Source organism: Flavobacterium acetivorans, assembly GCF_020911885.1.
Lineage (GTDB): Bacteria > Bacteroidota > Bacteroidia > Flavobacteriales > Flavobacteriaceae > Flavobacterium > Flavobacterium acetivorans.
Genome location: NZ_CP087132.1, coordinates 1,263,331 through 1,282,362, shown reverse-complemented (window position 1 = coordinate 1,282,362; position 19,032 = coordinate 1,263,331). Strand labels below are relative to the sequence as shown.

The following is a 19,032-nucleotide window of genomic DNA, read 5'->3' as shown; positions in this document are numbered from 1 at the left end:
TTAATCAAACATTCCATATTGAGATTCGTCAGCTTCTCGTTTTTGTCTATAATTTTTACCTTCTGGAGTTTCAATAGGTTTGTCATTTTCAAAATAATTATTCACTCTTTTTATGGTATAGTTAGAGATTTGTTCAATGCCTTCGTTGTTCATCTTCTTGTCTATTTTTAGTAAACAATTTATTGAAGAACCATTTTTGAATTCAATTTTACCAGTTTGAACTAATGTTTTAAATTCATTGGATTTCATTGTAAAAGAAACGGTTTCTCCATTGTAAATACCTCTCCATTTGTAATCTCCTTTTTTTAGTACTGGGGAAATAATTTCAATAATTGCATTGTCAATATAATCAGGTTCTAGTTTATCAGTAACTAAAATAAATTCTTTGAAATTTTCTTTTCGAACAAAATTTTCTTCGGAAACACGTTTTTTGTCTTTATCCTGAATAGCAATTGAAACCTGAGTGACTTTTGGATATCTGTCTAATATTTCATAAAAATTGGATTTCTTTTTACTGATTACAGTGTTTTTATGTAACAACTGTCTTTTGAGCTCTACATTGAGTTTTAATTCTTCGAGTTCAAGTTTTTCTTTTTCGGTAGCACGATTAGTTTTTTCTTCATCTTCAAATGCCTTTTCAATTAATTTTTCTGTAGCTTTTGTTACAACAGTATTTAGAGGGGTAACTAATATTGTTGTGGCTAATGCAGTTACAATAGCAACTTTTAAAACAGATGATTTTTCATTTAATTTGGTTTTTATTCTAAACCAACGTATCAAACCACCATCACCAAAAGGTTCTGTTTCAATTATTATTTCTGCACCGAAAGTAGTTGCAATTTCATTAATAATACCAAGGAACTCCAATTCACACTTATTCTGAACAAAAGCATTCATTGTGTGCGAGTTATCGTTAAACCAATAATGCAACTCTAAAGCATTTGCATTTAAAACGGTTGTCGTTTGTTGTTCCATATTATTTGTTTTAAAATTCCATTTCTATTTTTTAATTGTCGTTACACTGTCACGTCAATTAAACTAACATAAATATTTGCTCAATAAATAAATTTTACTTTCATCAAACCAGTGATTTGAATTTCTGCATTATAATAAAATCTAACCTGTTTTATATTTATAGATTCGAGCTTGATCTTTATATTTTTCGACAAACTCTTTTGCATCTTTTATGTTTTCTGGATATTTTGCGTAATTTTCATAAACTATGATTCCACTTTTTTTGACTTCAACATTTTCATAAACATGTTGATAGTAAAAACCATGTTCAATTAGAAAATTTACAGTTTCCCATTTTTTGTCTTCAGTTTTTTTAGGCGGTTTGAATCTGTGTGGCAAAAGTGTCATAGGTTTTCCACATTCAGAGCATGGATAAATTCTCTCAGAATTACTGTCAATTTCCCTATTTAATGATTTTCTACATTCTAAACAAACACTTTTATGTCCCATTTCTTCTTTTGAGTAATTTTCGTTTAAGCTGACGCATAACGGTTTGCTGCTTTGAGATGGCTGGAAATTCGTAACCTTTCAATTTTCGGCTTAACGAAAACTTGATGCGAAACGGTAATTCCACTAAACCCACAATCTCGCTAAATGGCTGTTATGCCTTATACTTTTCATCTCTAAGATTAATCTATAAAATAAGATTCGTTTAAAGTGAGTACAAAACCAGTACCCATTCCATATGGTCTTTTCAGTTCTTCGAAGTGATTACCTACTCGATTTCCTGCTCCCATTGAACAAGTAGCTCCAGTTGATTTAATGGATATCCATTGAATTTCAATAAATGGTTGTAATTCATTGATAGTTTGATTGTTTAAAACCAATGGGATTTGAGAATTGCTTTTCTCTAAAAACTTTTCAGCATTATCATTTCCAATAATTTCACCAATCAGCAGGGTCATTTTTGTTTTGGTAGGTGTCTGTAATAAATTTTCAATATTTACTAAAATATCTTTTAAATCGGATTCAGTCTTATTTGCCCATTCAGCTAATACTTGATTATATTCTTGTTGTTCTTTTTCACTCCAAACGGAACCAGTAGCTGAAATCATTCCTCCAACAACTGGAACTGAACCAAGCGAATTTAATATAAATCTAATAGCTTGTTTTCCTGCTGGTTTTTCAATTATTTCATTCATTTTTTGAATTAACTCATATTTTTCTTTACTCATTTTTTTGTCGTTAGTTTTTTTAGTAGAAGGCATAACGTCAGTCTGTGAAATAACCTCCGTTGTATTACCACCAAATATAACAAAATACTTGTGTAAAAAGAAGATTATTCTTATTTTTAAGAAAGCAACACATCAGCGGAATTTGCCACCAACAAATGCGTTTTTCAAGTTTAGAAGACGCAATACCTTCATTGAGTTTTAAAAACATTCACGCAAACAGTCAGGAGAATTTCATTATTCTTGCGGCTTTTAAGGGTATTTTAAAGAAAATGCATGAAACATTTGCCTAGCGTAGAGACGAACACTTAGTGGAGCGGGATACGAAGTCAGGAGACTTCGCACAGCGCCCTAGATTTTTAAGAATGTTTATTTTTTATGGAACACTTCGGAGAGCTGGGAGCCTGTTAGCCGTTCGTGTATTTACTATTCTTCCAATCCCTTTCAAAGTCAATGACCTCTTAATTGATGCAACATTAACGACAAATTTTCATTGTCTTTTATAAACTCTAGTAAAGATGATTCTGTAATAGTGAACTGCTCATTATTTTTTGTCTTGGTTCTAAGTACCTGTTCGTTATTTTCAGTTATCTGAAAACTATGAATTATTCGGTTTCTTTTGCCAATTACCGATGAAAATAATACTGCAATTTTCGTGTCGGAATTTTTAGTAATGGTTTCTTTCACAGGCTGCGACAAATCTCCGGAAGTTTTATCTATTAGTTCATACCAATTGTAATTCGAGTCGTCTATTCTCAAAATATTTTCGATAATAAATTGATTATTAGAATTAAACACACAGATTGCAGAACCTAGCAATTCTCTATATCTTTTTGAAGGCAATGCTTGTCGGCTATATTCTTCGTACATAGTAATATTCTTTTTTAAATCTTTCCCTTTACGTATTTTTATATATCATTTATATAGTCTCAATCATTTTTTGTCCTCTCAAAACAAAATATTTTTTCCATAAAACTCCTCAAATAATTCCCCTGGCTTCTTTCCGATAGCTTTTTCAATAAATAGTAATTCATAGGCATCTAAAGCTCCTTTTCTATAATACAATTCACTTAATCTTATTTCATTAATTCCAGTTTTAGCTGAAATTTCTTCTAGCGAATTTGTGATATTCTCGTATTTAGACATTATTTTCCCAAATTCATTACGCTCTTTAGGAATCCATTTATTTAAATCGAATTTCTGATTTAGGAATACAATTCTAGTTGCATTATCTATAGAATCATTAAAAGCTTTTACAATTAAATAAAAGGTTTGAGCAGATAATTTTGATACTGAACCATTTTTTAGTTTGCTAACTTGTCCTTTTGATAACCCAGAAATTTCGGATAGTTGTTTATCCTGCCATTTTAATTCTGAAATCTTGTCACTAATGTATTTATCAATATTATGATTCATTTTCTTTGTTTAAAAATTTTGTAATTAAGAAACTATTGTTATATTTGTTCTAGCGAATTGACAATTAGCCTTTTTTGGCATAATCAAAACGATGTTTTCTCGAACCGAAACGACCAATTTTACTATCGAGAGTATCGTGAAGTCGCTCCATGTCAAAAAGTTTTTTACTTTTGCAAGGCATGCGAGCGGTTCTCACGTAAGCTTTAGATAGTACCTTCTCAATCGAAAGATTGTGGGGATGGGTTTGGTCGCCCACGGTTCTAAAGTGTGAGGCCGCTCCTTGCTTTTTCTGCAAAGACCATTCATACCACGAAATACATCGTTCCATAACCATAAACCTATAAATTATGAGAACGATCTTTTTATGCATCAGCACGATCAAACCACCTTAACCACCTGCTACAAGCAAGCTGCTTTACCGTCTCAAAACCGGAAACAATTAGGGCATCAAGCCAGGAAAACAACAAACAGGATTGTAATCCTGCAGCGTTTAACCCTGCCTTGACACATAAAAAAAGGAATTACATAAAATAATCCCCTTTATAGCCCATAAAACTTAAAATGCCTTTGGCACTTCGATTGAAGCCCTTCCTCTTTAAACTCGCACTTTAAAAGTATTGTCTTTATTTCTATTTTCCAAATGCGTCCCCAAAGTTTTCAGACTTTGTTTCAGTAAGCCTAGTAAAAACAGCTTCTTAAACCCCAAACCCATAATTCAGCATTCCCAGTCAGGAAAATGTACTTTTCTTAACCGGTCAGGAATCCCTATGCCAATTTTAACCAATAACCTGTGTCACCCTGAGCTTGTCGAAGGGCATAACTGATAACAGACAACCGATAACTAAAAAAACGCCAATGATAAAAAAATACCAAGCATAAAGACTTTAAGACCTTAGACTTGAAACTTTAAGGCTAAAAAAAAACACCTGCACCGCACGATCCTTTGAGCAATTGATCTCATTAATTTAATTTGAATTTATTAATGGTGCAGGATGTTTTTATCGTGAGATGTGTCCTTCGACAAGCTCAGGATGACAAAGAATAAAGAGTAAAGAAAACAGTGGTCAGAGGTCAGAAGGCAGTGATCAGATTGCAGTGGTCAGACAACAGACAACCGATCCCGATCGCTATTGGGGCGGATAACCGACAACAGAAAACTGATAACCGACAACCCATAACTCATAACAGATAACCTACTAAATAACATGAAATATTACAAACAAATACAAGCCTTATTAATACTAGCATTTATAACATTGATATGCCTTTATATTTATGGTTGATGAAGAAAGAAGGCAGTGGTCAGTGATCAGATTGCAGTGATCAGAAAACAGAAAATCCATAACTCAAAACGCCTATGACTAAATAAAGATTATGCTTTTGCTAAAACCGCCCTTCTATTTTTATCTCAGAAAATCGAAGAATGGATTTAAGCCTTGGCCGAAGGGAGTGACCCCCGAGTCGAGTGCGCAGCAAGAGCGGCTGGGGTCGCGATAGGAAAATACATCCGAAGATTTTCAGGATAAAAATAGTCAGGCTAGCGTTTTTTGGTTCTTTTTTGGGCAATGCAAAAAAGAACGGAATAGTAATTAAAACCCAACTGTTTATGGATAAAAATAAATTTAATGTTTAATCACTAACAAAAGATCAACTATGACAGAGTAATAATAATAAAAGTGAGGTTAGCTAACGCTCCGTTCGCTTCTCTCGGGTGCGTCGTACCTCGCAATGACTTTGTAAACAAAAAAGGCCCCCTAACCGTCTGGACAACTGAAGAGAACCATCGCAAACAAAACTAACGTTTCATTAAACTAAACCAATATTATGAAAAATTCTTCATTTCACAACACAGCTTCAGCTTTATGCTACATAATCCTTATCGGGATTATCCTAAGCAGCAGCCCAGCCTTAGCTAACAAAACACTAAGGCCAGAGCTGTCTGAACGACAGCAAAACCAAATAAGTGGTATCATAACCGATGGCAGAACCCCCTTGCCCGGCGTGACCATCTCCATAAAAAACCGCGTCAATTATGCCGTCCTATCCGACTTTGATGGCAAATACAGCCTCCTAGCCAAAGCCAATGATACCTTAGTTGTGAGCTATATCGGTTACAAAACAGCTATAATCCCCATAAACTACCGCAAAAACATCCACATCCAGCTACAGGAAGACATCACCTCCTTGCAGGAAGTCCGTATCAATGCCGGTTACTATTCCGTCAAAGAAAAGGAGCGCACCGGAAGTATTGCCCGCATTACGGCTAAAGATATTGAGACCCAACCGGTAACTAATGTGCTGGCTGCTATGCAGGGACGTATGGCGGGGGTAAATATAACCCAGACTACTGGTGTCCCGGGAGGTGGATTTGATATACAGATACGCGGGCACAACAGTCTCAGAGCTGATGGAAACCGACCATTATATATTATAAATGGGGTGCCATATGCAAGTGATCCCATCGGGTTTAGTGCCACTGCGTCAATTATGCCTACCTTGACTAGCCCCTTGAACAATTTGAATCCCGGAGATATTGAAAGCATAGAAGTACTCAAAGATGCTGATGCCACAGCTATATATGGTTCTCGTGGAGCCAATGGCGTGGTACTGATTACAACTAAAAAGGGGAAGGCAGGCAAAACCACTTATGCCGCAAACTATTCCTATGGTTTTGGCAAGGTAACCCGCTTTATGGACTTAATGAATACAGAGCAATACTTAGAAATGCGTAAAGAAGCTTACGCTAATGATGGTTACACTAAATATCCTGCTTCTGCTTATGAAATCAATGGTACTTGGGACCAAACTCGAAATACCAATTGGCAAAAAGTACTTACCGGAGGTACTTCCACCATCACGAATCTACAATCCTCTGTTATGGGTGGCAACGAATACACTCAGTTTATCATCAATGGAAATTATGGAAAAGAAACGACCGTTTTTCCCGGTGATTTTGGATATAAAAAAGGAAATGTCCGGATCAACTTGAACCATGCGTCTGAAAATAAAAAGTTTGGCATTACGTTTTCAGCTGGCTATACAGTACAGGACAATAATCAGCCCTCTACCGACCTAACTACTATTTCAAGAAAACTAGCCCCGAATGCTCCAACGCTTTATGATGCAGCAGGCGAGTTGAACTGGGAGAACAGTACTTGGGAAAATCCTTTGAGCAATTTGAACGGTAAATCATTGAGCAAAACCTATGATTTTGTAGCAAACACTATTTTATCATATCAACTTCCCTATCACTTTGAACTGAAATCTAGTTTTGGTTTTACTGAGCTGAAACACACAGAGAGCAGTACTTTTCCATCGACGATTTACAACCCTGCTTATGGACTTAGCAGTGAATTTTCTTCTCTTTTTACCAATTCAACTTCTAGACAATCATGGATTATAGAGCCACAGATAAATTGGCACACTACCATCGGTCAGGCTAAGATTACGATGTTATTGGGAAGTACTTTCAATCAACTCAATGGAGAACAGCTGGTTCTAGGCGCTGAGGGATTTACCAGCAACAGCTTGATTTATGATTTGGCATCGGCCTCTAATGTCAATATTATGAGTAGCGATGATACTGAATACAAATACCAAGCTTTCTTTTGTCGCGCCAATTTAAGTTGGCAGGATCGCTATTTTGTAAACGTTACCGCTAGAAAAGATGGTTCAAGTCGTTTTGGTCCAGGCAACAAGTTTGCTAATTTTGGTGCCATCGGTGCTGCATGGCTTTTTACTAAAGATAGTTATACAACTGATGGAAACACTTCACTTCTAAGTTTCGGCAAACTGCGAGCCAGTTATGGAATAACAGGAAATGACCAAATCGGGGATTACCAGTATTTAGACAGCTACAGCTCTTCTGGGAATCCATACCAAGGGATTGTTGGCTTAGAACCTACTCGACTATTTAATTCTAATTTTGGATGGGAAAACAATAAAAAATTGGAGATAGCAACAGAACTTGGCTTTTTTAAAGACCGCGTTTTCTTGACCGCCGGCTGGTTTCGAAATACCTCATCGAGTCAATTAGTAGGGATTCCTTTACCTGGAACAACTGGTTTTAACAGTATACAAGCCAACCTTGATGCCAGTGTACAGAATGATGGAATAGAATTGACACTACGAACCGCAATTATTCAACGCAAGGACTTTGGATGGAGCAGTAATTATAACATTAGTATTTCGAAAAACAAACTGTTGCGATTCCCAGATTTAGAGAGCTCAACCTATGCAAATAAGTATGTTATAGGGGCACCCTTGAATATTGTAAAAGTATATAATTTTACAGGCCTTGACCCCGCAACAGGATTATATCAGTTTGAAGATTTTAATGGTGATGGAGTACTTTCTGCTAAAGATGATAAAAAATACCTTAGCGACTTAAATCCTGCGTTTTATGGGGCTTTACAAAACCAACTTCACTACAAAGGCCTACAGCTCGATTTCCTATTCCAGTTTGTTAAGCAATTAAATTACAACTCAGTCTCTACCCTTGGCTTGCCTGGAAGTAGAAATAACCAAACGACTGATGTGCTGGCGCACTGGCAAAACCCTTCTGATGTAGGCCCTTTTCAGCAATACAGTACCGGTGCAAAGGCTGCTGTAGCAAACGCATTTACTAAATACCGAGAAAGCGATGCGTCAATTACTGATGCTTCCTACATACGATTAAAAAATATATCCTTGAGCTATGAGCTCCCTTCTAGCTGGATAAAAGGCGTAGTGTGTAAATTCAATATCCAGGCACAAAACTTGGTCACCTTTACCTCCTATAGAGGTGCTGATCCTGAGTTTAAAACCAGAGGTGGACTACCCCCATTGAAAATAGTTACTACAGGATTCCAATTTAGCTTTTAACCTTAAACCCACAGAAATGAAAAATATATTTAATAAAAATAGCGGTCTTATTTGGCTGCAGAAAAAAAATCGCTTTCTCGCATTCGGTTTTAGTGCTAGTTTATTATTCTCACTTTTCGCCTGCGAAAACTTTGTAGAAATCGAACAACCCTCTTCACAACTTGCCTCTAGCGGAGTATTCAATAGCCCTAGCACTGCTAACGCTGCAATGGTAGCCATTTATGCTCAATTGCGCAATGCTACCCTATTAACAGGTTCACCACTTGGACTATCGAATCAGCTCGGACACTATGCTGACGAGCTTAATTTTTATGGGGATACTGAAATTTCGACCTTTGGTTTCTACACAAATAGTTTATTAGCTTCGAATAGTACCGTTGCCGGATTATGGAACAACAGCTACCATGTCATTTATAATACTAATGCTGTAATAGAAGGGGTTACAGCCTCTACTACATTGCCTGATGCAACAGCCCAACAGCTTAGGGGTGAGGCTCTATTTGTAAGAGCATTGGTGCATTTTTATCTTGTTAATATCTATGGTGCTATTCCATATATCACTACCACAGATTACAAGCAAAACAGAGTAGTCACTAGGATGCCAATTGAAAAAATATATGAATTGATCATTACTGACCTATCTCTTGCCTCGTCTTTACTTTCCTCAGAAGATAGTAGTGGAGAAAGGACTCGTCCAAATAAATATGTAGCTCAGGCATTACTGGCACGAACGTATTTATATGATGGATTATGGTCGCAAGCGGCTAATGCTTCATCTGCTATACTAAACAATACCGCAGTTTATCGCCTAGAAAATGATCTCAATTCTGTTTTTTTGAATGGCAGCAGTAGTACGATATGGCAATTTTCGCCCGGATATTATGGCAGTAGTACAGAAGAGGGCAACCTATTTATATTTACTTCAGGCCCTCCCCCTTTTACTGCTTTAAGTGATGTTCTTATGGCTGCGTTTGAACCGATGGACATGCGCAGAGCAAAATGGACAAATGCTGTAACTAACGGTACCTCAACTTGGTATCATGCCTATAAATACAAAGATAATAATTCCACCACCTTCTCTGCTGAATATGCTGTTATTCTGCGACTTGAAGAGCAATATCTCATCCGTGCAGAAGCGCGTGCAAGGACTGGTGATTTGATTGGAGCAAAAGAGGATTTGAATGTGATTCGAAATCGAGCGGGGCTAGATCCAACACTTGCTGTTTCCCAGCAGCAAATTTTAGATGCTATTTTGAAAGAGCGACGTGTGGAGTTATTTACAGAACATGGACATCGCTTTTTTGACTTAAAACGATATGGAAAACTTGATGAAGTTTTAGGTACTAAAGTAGGCTGGAACTCCACCGATGCATTGCTTCCTATTCCGGAAACAGAAATACTCGTGAATCCAAATCTTGCCCCTCAAAACACAGGCTATTAATAAACAGACTATGAAAAATAAAAAAGGCTGTGCATGGATAGTCGTTTACCTACATTACGCTCGAACGATAGGGTTACTAATGTTTTTGGTTTCCAATCTATCCATGGGTCAGATAAAAGAGAAAAAACAATTGACTGCTGCTGATTATGCGCTCTGGGCGAAGCTTGGACCACAAGAACTTTCAGATAATGGCCAATGGGTAAGCTATAACCTAAGTTATGAATCACATCAGGACACTTTATTTGTCAGGGATACCCACACTTTAAAAACATATGCCTTAGCCAAGGGCAAAAATGGAAAATTTAGCAAAGATGATTTTTTTACTTATTTTGCTGCCCCTGATACTTTGAATGTACTCGATTTAAAAAAGGATAAGGTAAAAATATTTAGCCATGTCAAGGACTACCTTTTTGCCAATGATGATCGCTTTCTTATTCTTACCATAGATTATCAAAAAGAGCGAAAAATAGTTATTTGTAAAACCAATGGGCAAATACTCAAAAGTATTGATTCTGTTCTTTCTTTCTCATTAAATCCTGATAAAACTATCATGGGTATTGTTACTAAAAGTAAGAAAGGGATTGTTGCAGAATTAGTCTTTATGCAGGAGCATTTCAGGCACTTAAAAATGGTGGAGAGCCAAGATGAAAACTTTGAAAAAATAACCTGGAGTAAAAAAGCCAAAGCACTAAGTTTTTACGGCATTTCTATGACTGATCCAATACCAAACATTACACTTTATCATTATACTATTGACCAAAAGAAGTTAGCCGTTTTTGATTCCAGTCGTGCTGACTTTCCTAAAGCAATGCAATTGTCCAATGATATAGCACCGTTGACTTTATCGGATGATGGGAATAGAGTGTTTATGAAAGTCTCTAAAAATGAAGCTGTTCTTACCGTAACGGATACTGCAATGGTTTGGAATACTACCGACCCTCTGTTGTATCCTGAGCGAAAACAAATGAAAAACACCATTTTTTACTCGGTATGGTGGCCAAAAAGCAATCGCTATTTACAAATTACCGATGCAGCATTGTCTAGGATGATGCTCAATGGGAACCAAAGTGTGGCCCTTTTATTTGATTCTGAAACGCACCACCCCCAATTCAAAGACAATAAAGATGTTACTTCTTGGCTACTTGATCTCGATACAGGCCACAAGCAACTTTTCCTGAAAAAGCATCCCAGTTTAGATAATCCTATCCTTGCTTCCCCCAGTGGTGGGTATTTTAGTTATTTCAAAGATAGCAACTGGTGGGTATACAATATTGCCCAAGCCACGCATACGAATGTTACCCAAAACAGAACTGCATTTTCACATCACCCCTATGTTGTGCAGGAAGATGCTCAGCCTTTTGGCCTTGCAAGCTGGAGCACTAATGACAAATCACTATTGGTATATGACCAGTTTGATCTTTGGGAAATTACTCCCAACGGCAGTACCGCCCAACGTTTGACTAGTGGAAAGGAAGACAATCTTGTTTATAGAATAGCGCTAAGAGAGCAAGTGCAACGCATTGCTCCCAATTACAGCGGTATGACCAGTGCCTGCTTCAATTTGGACAAAAACCTCATTTTGAAAGTCCATAGTACCGATTATACGGCCAGTGGCTACTCTTTGTGGCAACGTACTAAAGGTTTACAGTCCCTCGTATTTGAAAAAAAGAAAATGGATAATTTGATTACTTCCAAAAAAGGAAATACCTATGTCTACCGGGAAGAAACCTTTGAGCACTCCCCTGCATTAGTTTTTAAATCAGATGCTAAGGCGGTACCCAAGCTCATTTGTAAAAGCAACAGCCAACAGCAAAAATATTTGTGGTCTAAGGCGCAAAGTATCTCCTATATCAATAGCACCGGTACCCCTTTGCTGGGTGTACTGTTTTATCCCGCTGATTATGATCCACACAAAAAATATCCAATGGTGGTTCATATTTATCAGAAACAGTCGCAAGAGTTACACCAGTATGTCAATCCTTCGCTACATAATTCTGCGGGATTTAATGTTCGTAATTTAGTCGCTCAGGGCTACTTCGTACTGTATCCGGATATCGTTTACCACCAGGGTCAACCAGGGAAATCGGCAATGGATTGTGTATTAGCAGCCGTGGATCAGTCGCTTTTGACGGCATCCATATCGCCTGAACACATTGGCCTTATTGGTCATTCTTTTGGGGGCTATGAAACGAACTTCATCATTTCACACAACAATAGATTTGCAGCTGCTGTGGCAGGAGCTGGCGTAGCGGATCTAACGAGTTTTTATTTGCAGATTAACGGCGTAACGGGCAAAGCAAATTACTGGCGTTTTGAATTTCAGCAGTTCCGAATGGGAACATCCTTATTTGAAAACAAACAAGGCTATCTGAACAATTCCCCCATACTTGATGCTGCAAATGTGAATACGCCTCTTTTATCTTGGTCAGGAGATTCCGACCCACAGGTGCATTACTTACAAACTGTCCATTTTTTTATGGCTTTGAGGAGAATGCAAAAGCCATCTACAATGTTACTCTATCCCAATGAAGGACATGCATTAGAGCAGCGCAAGAATCAACAGCACTTAACGCAACACATTGAAAAATGGTTTGACCATTATTTAAAGAAAGAGGTTTCAGAAAATTTGAAATCACCCCCTAATTGATATATAAACCAATAATGTTTTCTTAAAAAAAACAATACGGTTTCTCGAAAATAGAAACCGCATTGCCAACTACTAAATCTAAAACCTAAAAATACAAGCTTTTAGCTATTGCTTGTAAAGAGGAACGTTACAAGTTGTAGCTTCGGGATTAGTTTTACCCCACAGTCGTACCTCTTCCACACCTACAGTACAGAAGTCTCCAATTACATCAGAACACATTTCTGAAATGTCACATACTGACGAAGGACTGGTATGCGTGTATCCTTGCCTAAGCGCAAATGCTTTTGATTTTTTATTCATCGCATTTGAACTGAACGCGCCTGATATGGCAACTGCAATGACTGCCACTGGCAGTATCATTTTTAAAATTTCTGTTCTCATAATTAATAGAATTAAAAATTAATGATCTACTCTGTTAACAGGTTTTCGATCGTATCCCTGATAGCCGGGCCCGGTTATTTTTTAAATTCATAGTACTTAATTTTGATTATACTTAAAGAGGCTGTTTAATTTATAAATGACCAAATGTGTACCTACGATAGCGAACAGTTGCTTGTCCTCTACGACAAAACTTTTCATTTTTTCTTTCTTTATATTGTATATAGGAAAACTAAAAAGATAACTGTTGTTTTGAAGATTATACACATCAATAATAGTTGCTGTTTCCCAAAGTGCGATTGGCTCATATTTTCCTGGCAATGCTGAGGCTACATACAACAAATTACTGTGAACCGCTATTGCTTTGTTGACTACAAAAGGAGGAGCAACCATTTTCCGTTCCTTAGATTGAGGTAGATATTTTACTTGTATTTTTGCTTTGCTGAAAGTATCAATAGTTTTACCACGAGCAACCATTGAAAGCTTTTGATCCATTGTTATATACTGATTCCGATACTTATAGCCGTATACTACTTTATGCTTTAGTTTGTCAAATTTAAGCATCCCATCGGTATCAAATACCCCGTCAATTTGTTTTTCCAAAAGCTTTGGATTGAAATATATGGTATTCACTTTGGCAAGTTTAAATAGACCTAAAGTATTTTCTCCTGTTTTAGGTGCAAATGCACGAAAAACAACAGTGTTTGTATCAACAGGCTCTGCCAGCGTGTATCTAGTTTCAATTGATGCTTGAAGTTTGGCTTCCCAATCTGCTATTTTTCCTTTGTAAATGCATGGAACTGTCCCATCAAATAAGTAGAAAGTAGAGTCTAGTACACGCATTTCGGCACTATGAAAATTGAAATTAACTTGGTCTAGCTGAATATTATTTTCCTTAATTGTTTTTAAAAGAGTGTCCACTACAGTAAGTTGAAATGGGGTTGTATAATTTCCGAGATAAATTGTTCCAGGATTCGTACCAGCAAAATAATAGGAGTTGTATTTAAGATCCATCTGACGTATTTGAGTTGTCGGATAATGGGGAAAACGTCTGATAAAATTATTGCGATGGTGGATAATATCTTCTGACCACATAAACAACAAAGCAACAATGCCAATACTACAAAATAGCGATAGTGAAAAAATACTGGCAAGGGCAGCGGGTTTTGAAATTCGGCGTTCCTTAGAAACGCCACCGCGCAGTATCAGGATACCCGCTGCCGCCAGTATTACAAACACAATATTAAATATCAGATGCTCCGTCCAACCCATCTTCTCCAAAATGCCTCCACAAGAACAGGGAACAAATGAACTATAATTCAATATGATGAAAATATAAGTAGTAAACATTACCATTAAACTGAATGCGGCAAAAAGCCCCACAAGACGAAATCGTGGAAAAACCAGTAATAACGCAATTACAAGTTCTACAATTACAACTCCCCAGGATACCCATCCCGCAAAAGCACTCAACAAAGGCGATTGCCCCAGCTGTACCTGAAAGTTCTCAAAATCCAGCAGCTTACTCACTGCCGCATAAACAAATAATAATATATAGAGCAGGCAGATAATTTCGACAATAATTCTTTTGGTGGTGGCAGCTAATTTCATATCGGTCGTACTTTAAATTAATCCGATATAAAATTCCGAAAAAACCAACAAAGAGCAGTACTCAAATCAGGAGTATCACTAGTCAAAAAGGGATTCTTTAAATAACCCAAAAAACACAACCAATTAACAACAAACAACTTAACACTTCCTCCCGACACGCTCTCCAAACCGATAACAGACAACTGACAATCAATAACTCACAACCGCAAACCGCCTCCCCTCCTCTTAACATCCATAGGACTACAGCCAAAACATTTCTTAAACCCTTTCAAAAAGTTAGAATAGTTATTAAAACCACAGCTGCTGGCAATCAGCTTAAAAGGCATTCCCGTTTGCTGAATCAATAAATGCGCCTTTTTCAGCCTCTCATTAGTATAAAATTGATAAATTGTCGTTTTAAACAAAAGCTTGAAATCACACTTCAGCTTATGTTCATTAGTGCCAAAAATGCGCGAAAGCTCTTTGATTGAAGGTAAGGTCGAATCCAAATTCTCTAAAATATAATCATAAACATCCTGCATCAGGGCAATATCCGAATGCCGATACAAACCGCCAAGCAACTGAGGCGCTTCAGCCACAGCTACACCATCGGTATCTATAGTCTCTTCAATGACGCAACCAACCATACTGATTAAAATAGAAGAACAGCCTAATATTCGCGAAATGGAGCAATAAAAAGAAACAAGCGACTCATCCTGATTAATAAAAACCAATTCCAATCTGCTCCTATAATGGTCCTGATGTGGAATCTCCGCCGCAACGCGATTCCAGGATGCCAAAGAAGACTCCGCAAGAATACTGCTGAACGGATTGTTATCAAGCATCCCACAGGAAAAACCCAATACCTCCAGAGCATTTGCATTATAACCTTTGATGACAAAATCGGCATCCAGTATAAAACTGCTCTCCAGAAGATTTTTATAAGTACGATGAGGATTGATAAAACCGGCATGAAAAACACTCTCCCTCAATTCCTCAGCAAGCATGTTAGCAAGAACAGCCAATGCTTCCAATTCATCATCTTTTCCCGTACGCCTTATCCTATAACTAAAATTACCTTTCGCCATCTGAAGAAGCATTTTAGAAATTTTACGAATACGCCTTTGATTAATCTTCTGATCCATAGTGTAAAGTTTATGATAGTAAGCCATTCGCTCTAATTAGAATCCCCTTACAACCCAAAACCGAAAACTCATAACCCATAACTGAGATCTCACAACTCACACATACCCCCCCAGAAACCCCAAGGCACCCCCACTATCGGTAAAAATCGCGCTAGGCACCCGATGCTTGTTGACTTCAAGATAAAAAGTGGAAAGCGTCAAAGAAACAGGACCGCTGTATAGTAAAGCCACTGCCTTCGTCATAACAGAACCGCTTTGAGCCAGATAATCCCGTCCCCCTTTATCAATAAAAGCAATACCCCTGGTATCACATAAAACAGGATAATAGCTATTGTTTTGAAACCGAATCCGATCGGCCACAATCAGCCGGGCGGCAGCCAAATCAATACTAACATCGGGCTTATATTCAAAAAACAGAATCCCATTCCGAATCCAAAATTGGCTAAACTCATTTTGATGATAATCAGCTGTCATTTTCACGAATTTTAAAATAAAACCCCCAATTTAACCAAAAAAATAGTATAAAACAAAACCACCTCGGGATAGACAACCTAAAACTCATAACTGACAACTCACGATTCACGATTCACAACCGACTTCTCGATACAATTTTATAAAAAGGCTATCGCTATTTTATAAAATCACTCGAAGTGACGGAATCAACTGAAAACCGACAACTCACGATTCACAACCCACAACCGACAACAGACAACCGACAACCGAAAAGTGTCAAATCGGGAGTATTAGTAGTCAAAAAGGGATTATTTGCAAGTCCATCTACCACAATCATGTTTTTATTCAGAATTTTACTAAATAAAAAACTGCGCATGCCTCAAAAAAACCTACTCTCTAACCTAAAACTTAAAATGACATGGCAAAAATTAAACACAACAATTTCATTGATACCGTAGAGGAAGTATTCTCAGCAGCAAAAAAAGAAGGCGTACTCCATCTCTATGCCGAAGACAAAAACCTAAACGGACGTACCCTGCAAATAAACGGCCAAAAAATGTTCCATTTTGGTACAACAGGCTACCTCGGACTCGAACAGGACAGCCGTTTAAAACAAGCGGCAATCGCAGCCATTCAACAATATGGCACCCAATTTCCACTTTCAAAATCATACATATCCCATCCGCTATACAGCCAATTGGAAGCCAAAATCGAAGAAATGTATGCAATCCCTCCTATTATAACCAAAAACAGTACCCTCGGTCACATGGCCGTTATCCCAACAGTGATAAGGGATGAAGATGGGGTAATTCTCGATCATCAGGTGCATTGGGGCGTTCAGAATGCCTGCCAAATTCTCAAGACAAGAGGCATTCCGGTCGAAATGATCCGCCACTCCAATCTGGATATGCTGGAAGACAAAATCAAATACCTCACAACCCGATGCAATAAAATATGGTATATGGCAGACGGCGTATATTCCATGTTTGGCGATTATGCACCCATAAAGGAACTGATGCAACTCGCTGACAAATACCCCCAGCTGCATCTTTATTTTGATGATGTGCACGGCATGAGCTGGAAAGGAAAAAACGGAACTGGATATGTCTTGGACATTTTAAAGGAATTACCGGACAATGTCTTACTCTTCGGTACCTTGAGCAAGACCTTTGGTGCCAGCGGAGCAACAGTACTGTGTACCGATAACCGCCTGCGCGAAAAAATTAAAAACTTTGGCGGCCCCCTCACTTTCTCAGCCCAACTCGAACCCGCTTCCGTAGCTGCCGCAATTGCATCGGCACAAATTCACCTTTCTCCCGAAATCACAGCCTTGCAATCCGATCTGGCCGATAAAATCGAATACTTCAAATCCCTATTGGCAAAAACAGCCCTGCCAATGATAGCCCCAAACAACTCTCCGGTGTTTTTCCTGGGAACCGCTATGCCGCTAACGACTTATAAATTGGTCCAATGCCTCTTTAACGAAGGCTTTTATCTCAATGCCGCCATCTATCCCGCCGTACCGATAAAAAATACCGGTATCCGCATCACCCTCTCCCGTCACAATCAAAAAGAGGAAATAAAAGCATTGGTAGAAGCAATGGAATACCATTTCCCCAAAGTCCTGCTGGAAACGGCCAACAGCCAATCTAAGATAAAGCGAGCCTTTGGAATAGCAGAAACCAACCCGCCAGCTAAGACAATAGAAAGCGGAACAGCCTTAATACTCCAATACGAAACAACGATACAAAAAATAAACAAACCGCTCTGGAACGAACTCTTGGGCAGCCAAAGCGTTTTCGACTGGGATGGGCTCTGTTTCCTTGAAAACACCTTTACAAATCAAGCATGTCTGGAAAATCAATGGGATTTCCATTATTACATAATCAAAGACCAAAACGGAATGCCGCTATTGGCTACTTTTTTTACCATTGGTTTATGGAAAGACGATATGCTCGCACCGGAATCCATTTCACTGCAATTGGAAGAAAAAAGAAAACTAAATCCATTATACCTGACTTCAAAAGTACTGGGAATGGGCTCACTGTTCACCGAAGGGAACCATTGCTACATCAACAAAACCCATCCCTTGGCAGATGAGGCTTTACAACTCTTACTAGAGCAAGCTGAAGCTTTATACCATCAATTAAATGCCGACATGTTAGTATTAAGAGATTTTGATGAAGACAAACAAATAAATGACATTTTTCACAATCAAGGCTTCCTAAAAATAAACATGCCCGAAAGCTGCATCGTGCAAAATATAAGCTGGAATACCATCGAAGAATTTTCTGCTTCACTTTCTCCCCGTTCTAGAAAACATTTCTTGAAAGAGATACTGCCTTTTGAACAGGCTTTTGATATTGTAATAAAAAATCAATTAACTAATGAAGAATTAGAACAAGCGTATAAACTGTATCAAAATGTTAAAAATAACAACCATGCCATAAATACATTCACCTACCCCATAGAAGTATTCCAAAAAATGGATGAACATTCCCAATGGGAATTCATTCTATTATATTTAAAAAAAGGAGTTTCAAACCCATTGGTCGGAATCATGTTTTGTTATAAAAACACAGAGCAAACTTATGCTCCGGCACTAATCGGAATGGATTATGATTCTGCTAAAGAATTCCACCTCTACCGCCAACTTCTATTTCAAACCATCAAGCGGGCTCGGGAAATAAATCGGAGCAAAATTGATTTTGGCTTTTCTGCAACTTTCGAAAAGAGAAAACTGGGAGCGACAATAATTCCAAAAGTAGCCTACATTCAAACAAGAGATAATTTTTCGATGGAATTGATGGGAATGCTACAAAACGAAGCTTTAAGCTAAACCTCTATAGACTGACGAAGAAAAAGATTTAGTTTGACTGATTGAGAGTGCATCCGGTTAAATTTAAACTACAA

Annotated in this window: 16 protein-coding genes; 6 read left to right on the top strand and 10 right to left on the bottom strand. The window is 37.8% G+C overall.

Going from position 1 to position 19,032, the window contains the following annotated elements:
• The 3 genes from LNP19_RS05725 to LNP19_RS05715 all read right to left on the bottom strand — a co-directional run bounded on the left by LNP19_RS05725 (nt 1) and on the right by LNP19_RS05715 (nt 2,189).
• Entirely contained in the window at nt 1-975 is a 975-nt protein-coding gene (locus tag LNP19_RS05725) for a hypothetical protein (RefSeq protein ID WP_230063833.1), read from the bottom strand.
• Nucleotides 976-1,116: 141 nt separating this feature from the next.
• Nucleotides 1,117-1,464 carry a hypothetical protein gene (locus LNP19_RS05720; RefSeq protein ID WP_230063832.1) on the bottom strand — a complete coding sequence of 116 codons (348 nt, stop codon included), beginning with the start codon at nt 1,462-1,464 and terminating at the stop codon, nt 1,117-1,119.
• A 179-nt stretch (nt 1,465-1,643) separates the two neighbouring features.
• Complete coding sequence (locus LNP19_RS05715) at nt 1,644-2,189, bottom strand: hypothetical protein (protein WP_230063831.1); 546 nt, start codon at nt 2,187-2,189, stop codon at nt 1,644-1,646.
• A gap of 155 nt (nt 2,190-2,344) precedes the next feature.
• On the opposite strand from LNP19_RS05715, the gene LNP19_RS15400 reads away from it, so the two are divergent.
• Nucleotides 2,345-2,479: a hypothetical protein gene (locus tag LNP19_RS15400; protein ID WP_255665932.1), complete on the top strand. Its 135-nt coding sequence runs from the start codon at nt 2,345-2,347 to the stop codon at nt 2,477-2,479.
• A 157-nt stretch (nt 2,480-2,636) separates the two neighbouring features.
• On the opposite strand, the gene LNP19_RS05710 is transcribed toward LNP19_RS15400, so the two are convergent.
• From LNP19_RS05710 to LNP19_RS05700, 3 genes are all read right to left on the bottom strand, one after another.
• Complete coding sequence (locus LNP19_RS05710) at nt 2,637-3,056, bottom strand: hypothetical protein (RefSeq protein ID WP_230063830.1); 420 nt, start codon at nt 3,054-3,056, stop codon at nt 2,637-2,639.
• Nucleotides 3,057-3,134: 78 nt separating this feature from the next.
• Entirely contained in the window at nt 3,135-3,602 is a 468-nt protein-coding gene (locus LNP19_RS05705; RefSeq protein WP_230063829.1) for a helix-turn-helix domain-containing protein, read from the bottom strand.
• 64 nt (nt 3,603-3,666) lie between these two features.
• Nucleotides 3,667-3,930 carry a hypothetical protein gene (locus tag LNP19_RS05700; RefSeq protein WP_230063828.1) on the bottom strand — a complete coding sequence of 88 codons (264 nt, stop codon included), beginning with the start codon at nt 3,928-3,930 and terminating at the stop codon, nt 3,667-3,669.
• A 1,496-nt stretch (nt 3,931-5,426) separates the two neighbouring features.
• On the opposite strand from LNP19_RS05700, the gene LNP19_RS05695 reads away from it, so the two are divergent.
• The 3 genes from LNP19_RS05695 (at nt 5,427) to LNP19_RS05685 (ending at nt 12,553) form a co-directional block, all read left to right on the top strand.
• Nucleotides 5,427-8,465 (top strand): SusC/RagA family TonB-linked outer membrane protein, encoded by a 3,039-nt coding sequence (locus LNP19_RS05695; protein ID WP_230063827.1) that lies wholly within the window; start codon nt 5,427-5,429, stop codon nt 8,463-8,465.
• Nucleotides 8,466-8,481: 16 nt separating this feature from the next.
• Nucleotides 8,482-9,906: a RagB/SusD family nutrient uptake outer membrane protein gene (locus LNP19_RS05690; RefSeq protein WP_230063826.1), complete on the top strand. Its 1,425-nt coding sequence runs from the start codon at nt 8,482-8,484 to the stop codon at nt 9,904-9,906.
• Nucleotides 9,907-10,009: 103 nt separating this feature from the next.
• Nucleotides 10,010-12,553: an alpha/beta hydrolase family protein gene (locus LNP19_RS05685; RefSeq protein ID WP_230063825.1), complete on the top strand. Its 2,544-nt coding sequence runs from the start codon at nt 10,010-10,012 to the stop codon at nt 12,551-12,553.
• Nucleotides 12,554-12,658: 105 nt separating this feature from the next.
• Here LNP19_RS05685 and LNP19_RS05680 read toward each other — a convergent pair whose 3' ends face one another.
• The 4 genes from LNP19_RS05680 to LNP19_RS05665 all read right to left on the bottom strand — a co-directional run bounded on the left by LNP19_RS05680 (nt 12,659) and on the right by LNP19_RS05665 (nt 16,140).
• Nucleotides 12,659-12,913, bottom strand: coding sequence for a DUF6520 family protein (locus LNP19_RS05680; RefSeq protein WP_230063824.1), 255 nt, complete (start codon nt 12,911-12,913; stop codon nt 12,659-12,661).
• A 117-nt stretch (nt 12,914-13,030) separates the two neighbouring features.
• Nucleotides 13,031-14,542 (bottom strand): DoxX family protein, encoded by a 1,512-nt coding sequence (locus LNP19_RS05675; RefSeq protein WP_230063823.1) that lies wholly within the window; start codon nt 14,540-14,542, stop codon nt 13,031-13,033.
• A 197-nt stretch (nt 14,543-14,739) separates the two neighbouring features.
• Nucleotides 14,740-15,666, bottom strand: a complete 927-nt coding sequence (locus tag LNP19_RS05670) for a helix-turn-helix domain-containing protein (RefSeq protein WP_230063822.1) — start codon at nt 15,664-15,666, stop codon at nt 14,740-14,742.
• Nucleotides 15,667-15,762: 96 nt separating this feature from the next.
• Nucleotides 15,763-16,140, bottom strand: a complete 378-nt coding sequence (locus tag LNP19_RS05665) for a DUF7793 family protein (RefSeq protein WP_230063821.1) — start codon at nt 16,138-16,140, stop codon at nt 15,763-15,765.
• 176 nt (nt 16,141-16,316) lie between these two features.
• On the opposite strand from LNP19_RS05665, the gene LNP19_RS05660 reads away from it, so the two are divergent.
• Nucleotides 16,317-16,577 (top strand): hypothetical protein, encoded by a 261-nt coding sequence (locus tag LNP19_RS05660; protein ID WP_230063820.1) that lies wholly within the window; start codon nt 16,317-16,319, stop codon nt 16,575-16,577.
• Nucleotides 16,538-18,958, top strand: coding sequence for an aminotransferase class I/II-fold pyridoxal phosphate-dependent enzyme (locus tag LNP19_RS05655; RefSeq protein WP_230063819.1), 2,421 nt, complete (start codon nt 16,538-16,540; stop codon nt 18,956-18,958). The genes LNP19_RS05660 and LNP19_RS05655 overlap by 40 nt, the downstream gene beginning before the upstream one ends.
• Nucleotides 18,959-19,032: the final 74 nt, after the last annotated feature.

Coding starts and splice junctions, on each gene's coding strand:
- LNP19_RS15400 (WP_255665932.1), top strand. CDS start 2,345: ATGCGTTTTTCAAGTTTAGAAGACGCAATACCTTCATTGAGTTTTAAA.
- LNP19_RS05710 (WP_230063830.1), bottom strand. CDS start 3,056: ATGTACGAAGAATATAGCCGACAAGCATTGCCTTCAAAAAGATATAGA.
- LNP19_RS05680 (WP_230063824.1), bottom strand. CDS start 12,913: ATGATACTGCCAGTGGCAGTCATTGCAGTTGCCATATCAGGCGCGTTC.
- LNP19_RS05700 (WP_230063828.1), bottom strand. CDS start 3,930: ATGGAACGATGTATTTCGTGGTATGAATGGTCTTTGCAGAAAAAGCAA.
- LNP19_RS05675 (WP_230063823.1), bottom strand. CDS start 14,542: ATGAAATTAGCTGCCACCACCAAAAGAATTATTGTCGAAATTATCTGC.
- LNP19_RS05690 (WP_230063826.1), top strand. CDS start 8,482: ATGAAAAATATATTTAATAAAAATAGCGGTCTTATTTGGCTGCAGAAA.
- LNP19_RS05715 (WP_230063831.1), bottom strand. CDS start 2,189: ATGAGTAAAGAAAAATATGAGTTAATTCAAAAAATGAATGAAATAATT.
- LNP19_RS05665 (WP_230063821.1), bottom strand. CDS start 16,140: ATGACAGCTGATTATCATCAAAATGAGTTTAGCCAATTTTGGATTCGG.
- LNP19_RS05705 (WP_230063829.1), bottom strand. CDS start 3,602: ATGAATCATAATATTGATAAATACATTAGTGACAAGATTTCAGAATTA.
- LNP19_RS05670 (WP_230063822.1), bottom strand. CDS start 15,666: ATGGATCAGAAGATTAATCAAAGGCGTATTCGTAAAATTTCTAAAATG.
- LNP19_RS05725 (WP_230063833.1), bottom strand. CDS start 975: ATGGAACAACAAACGACAACCGTTTTAAATGCAAATGCTTTAGAGTTG.
- LNP19_RS05655 (WP_230063819.1), top strand. CDS start 16,538: ATGGCAAAAATTAAACACAACAATTTCATTGATACCGTAGAGGAAGTA.
- LNP19_RS05720 (WP_230063832.1), bottom strand. CDS start 1,464: ATGGGACATAAAAGTGTTTGTTTAGAATGTAGAAAATCATTAAATAGG.
- LNP19_RS05685 (WP_230063825.1), top strand. CDS start 10,010: ATGGGTCAGATAAAAGAGAAAAAACAATTGACTGCTGCTGATTATGCG.
- LNP19_RS05695 (WP_230063827.1), top strand. CDS start 5,427: ATGAAAAATTCTTCATTTCACAACACAGCTTCAGCTTTATGCTACATA.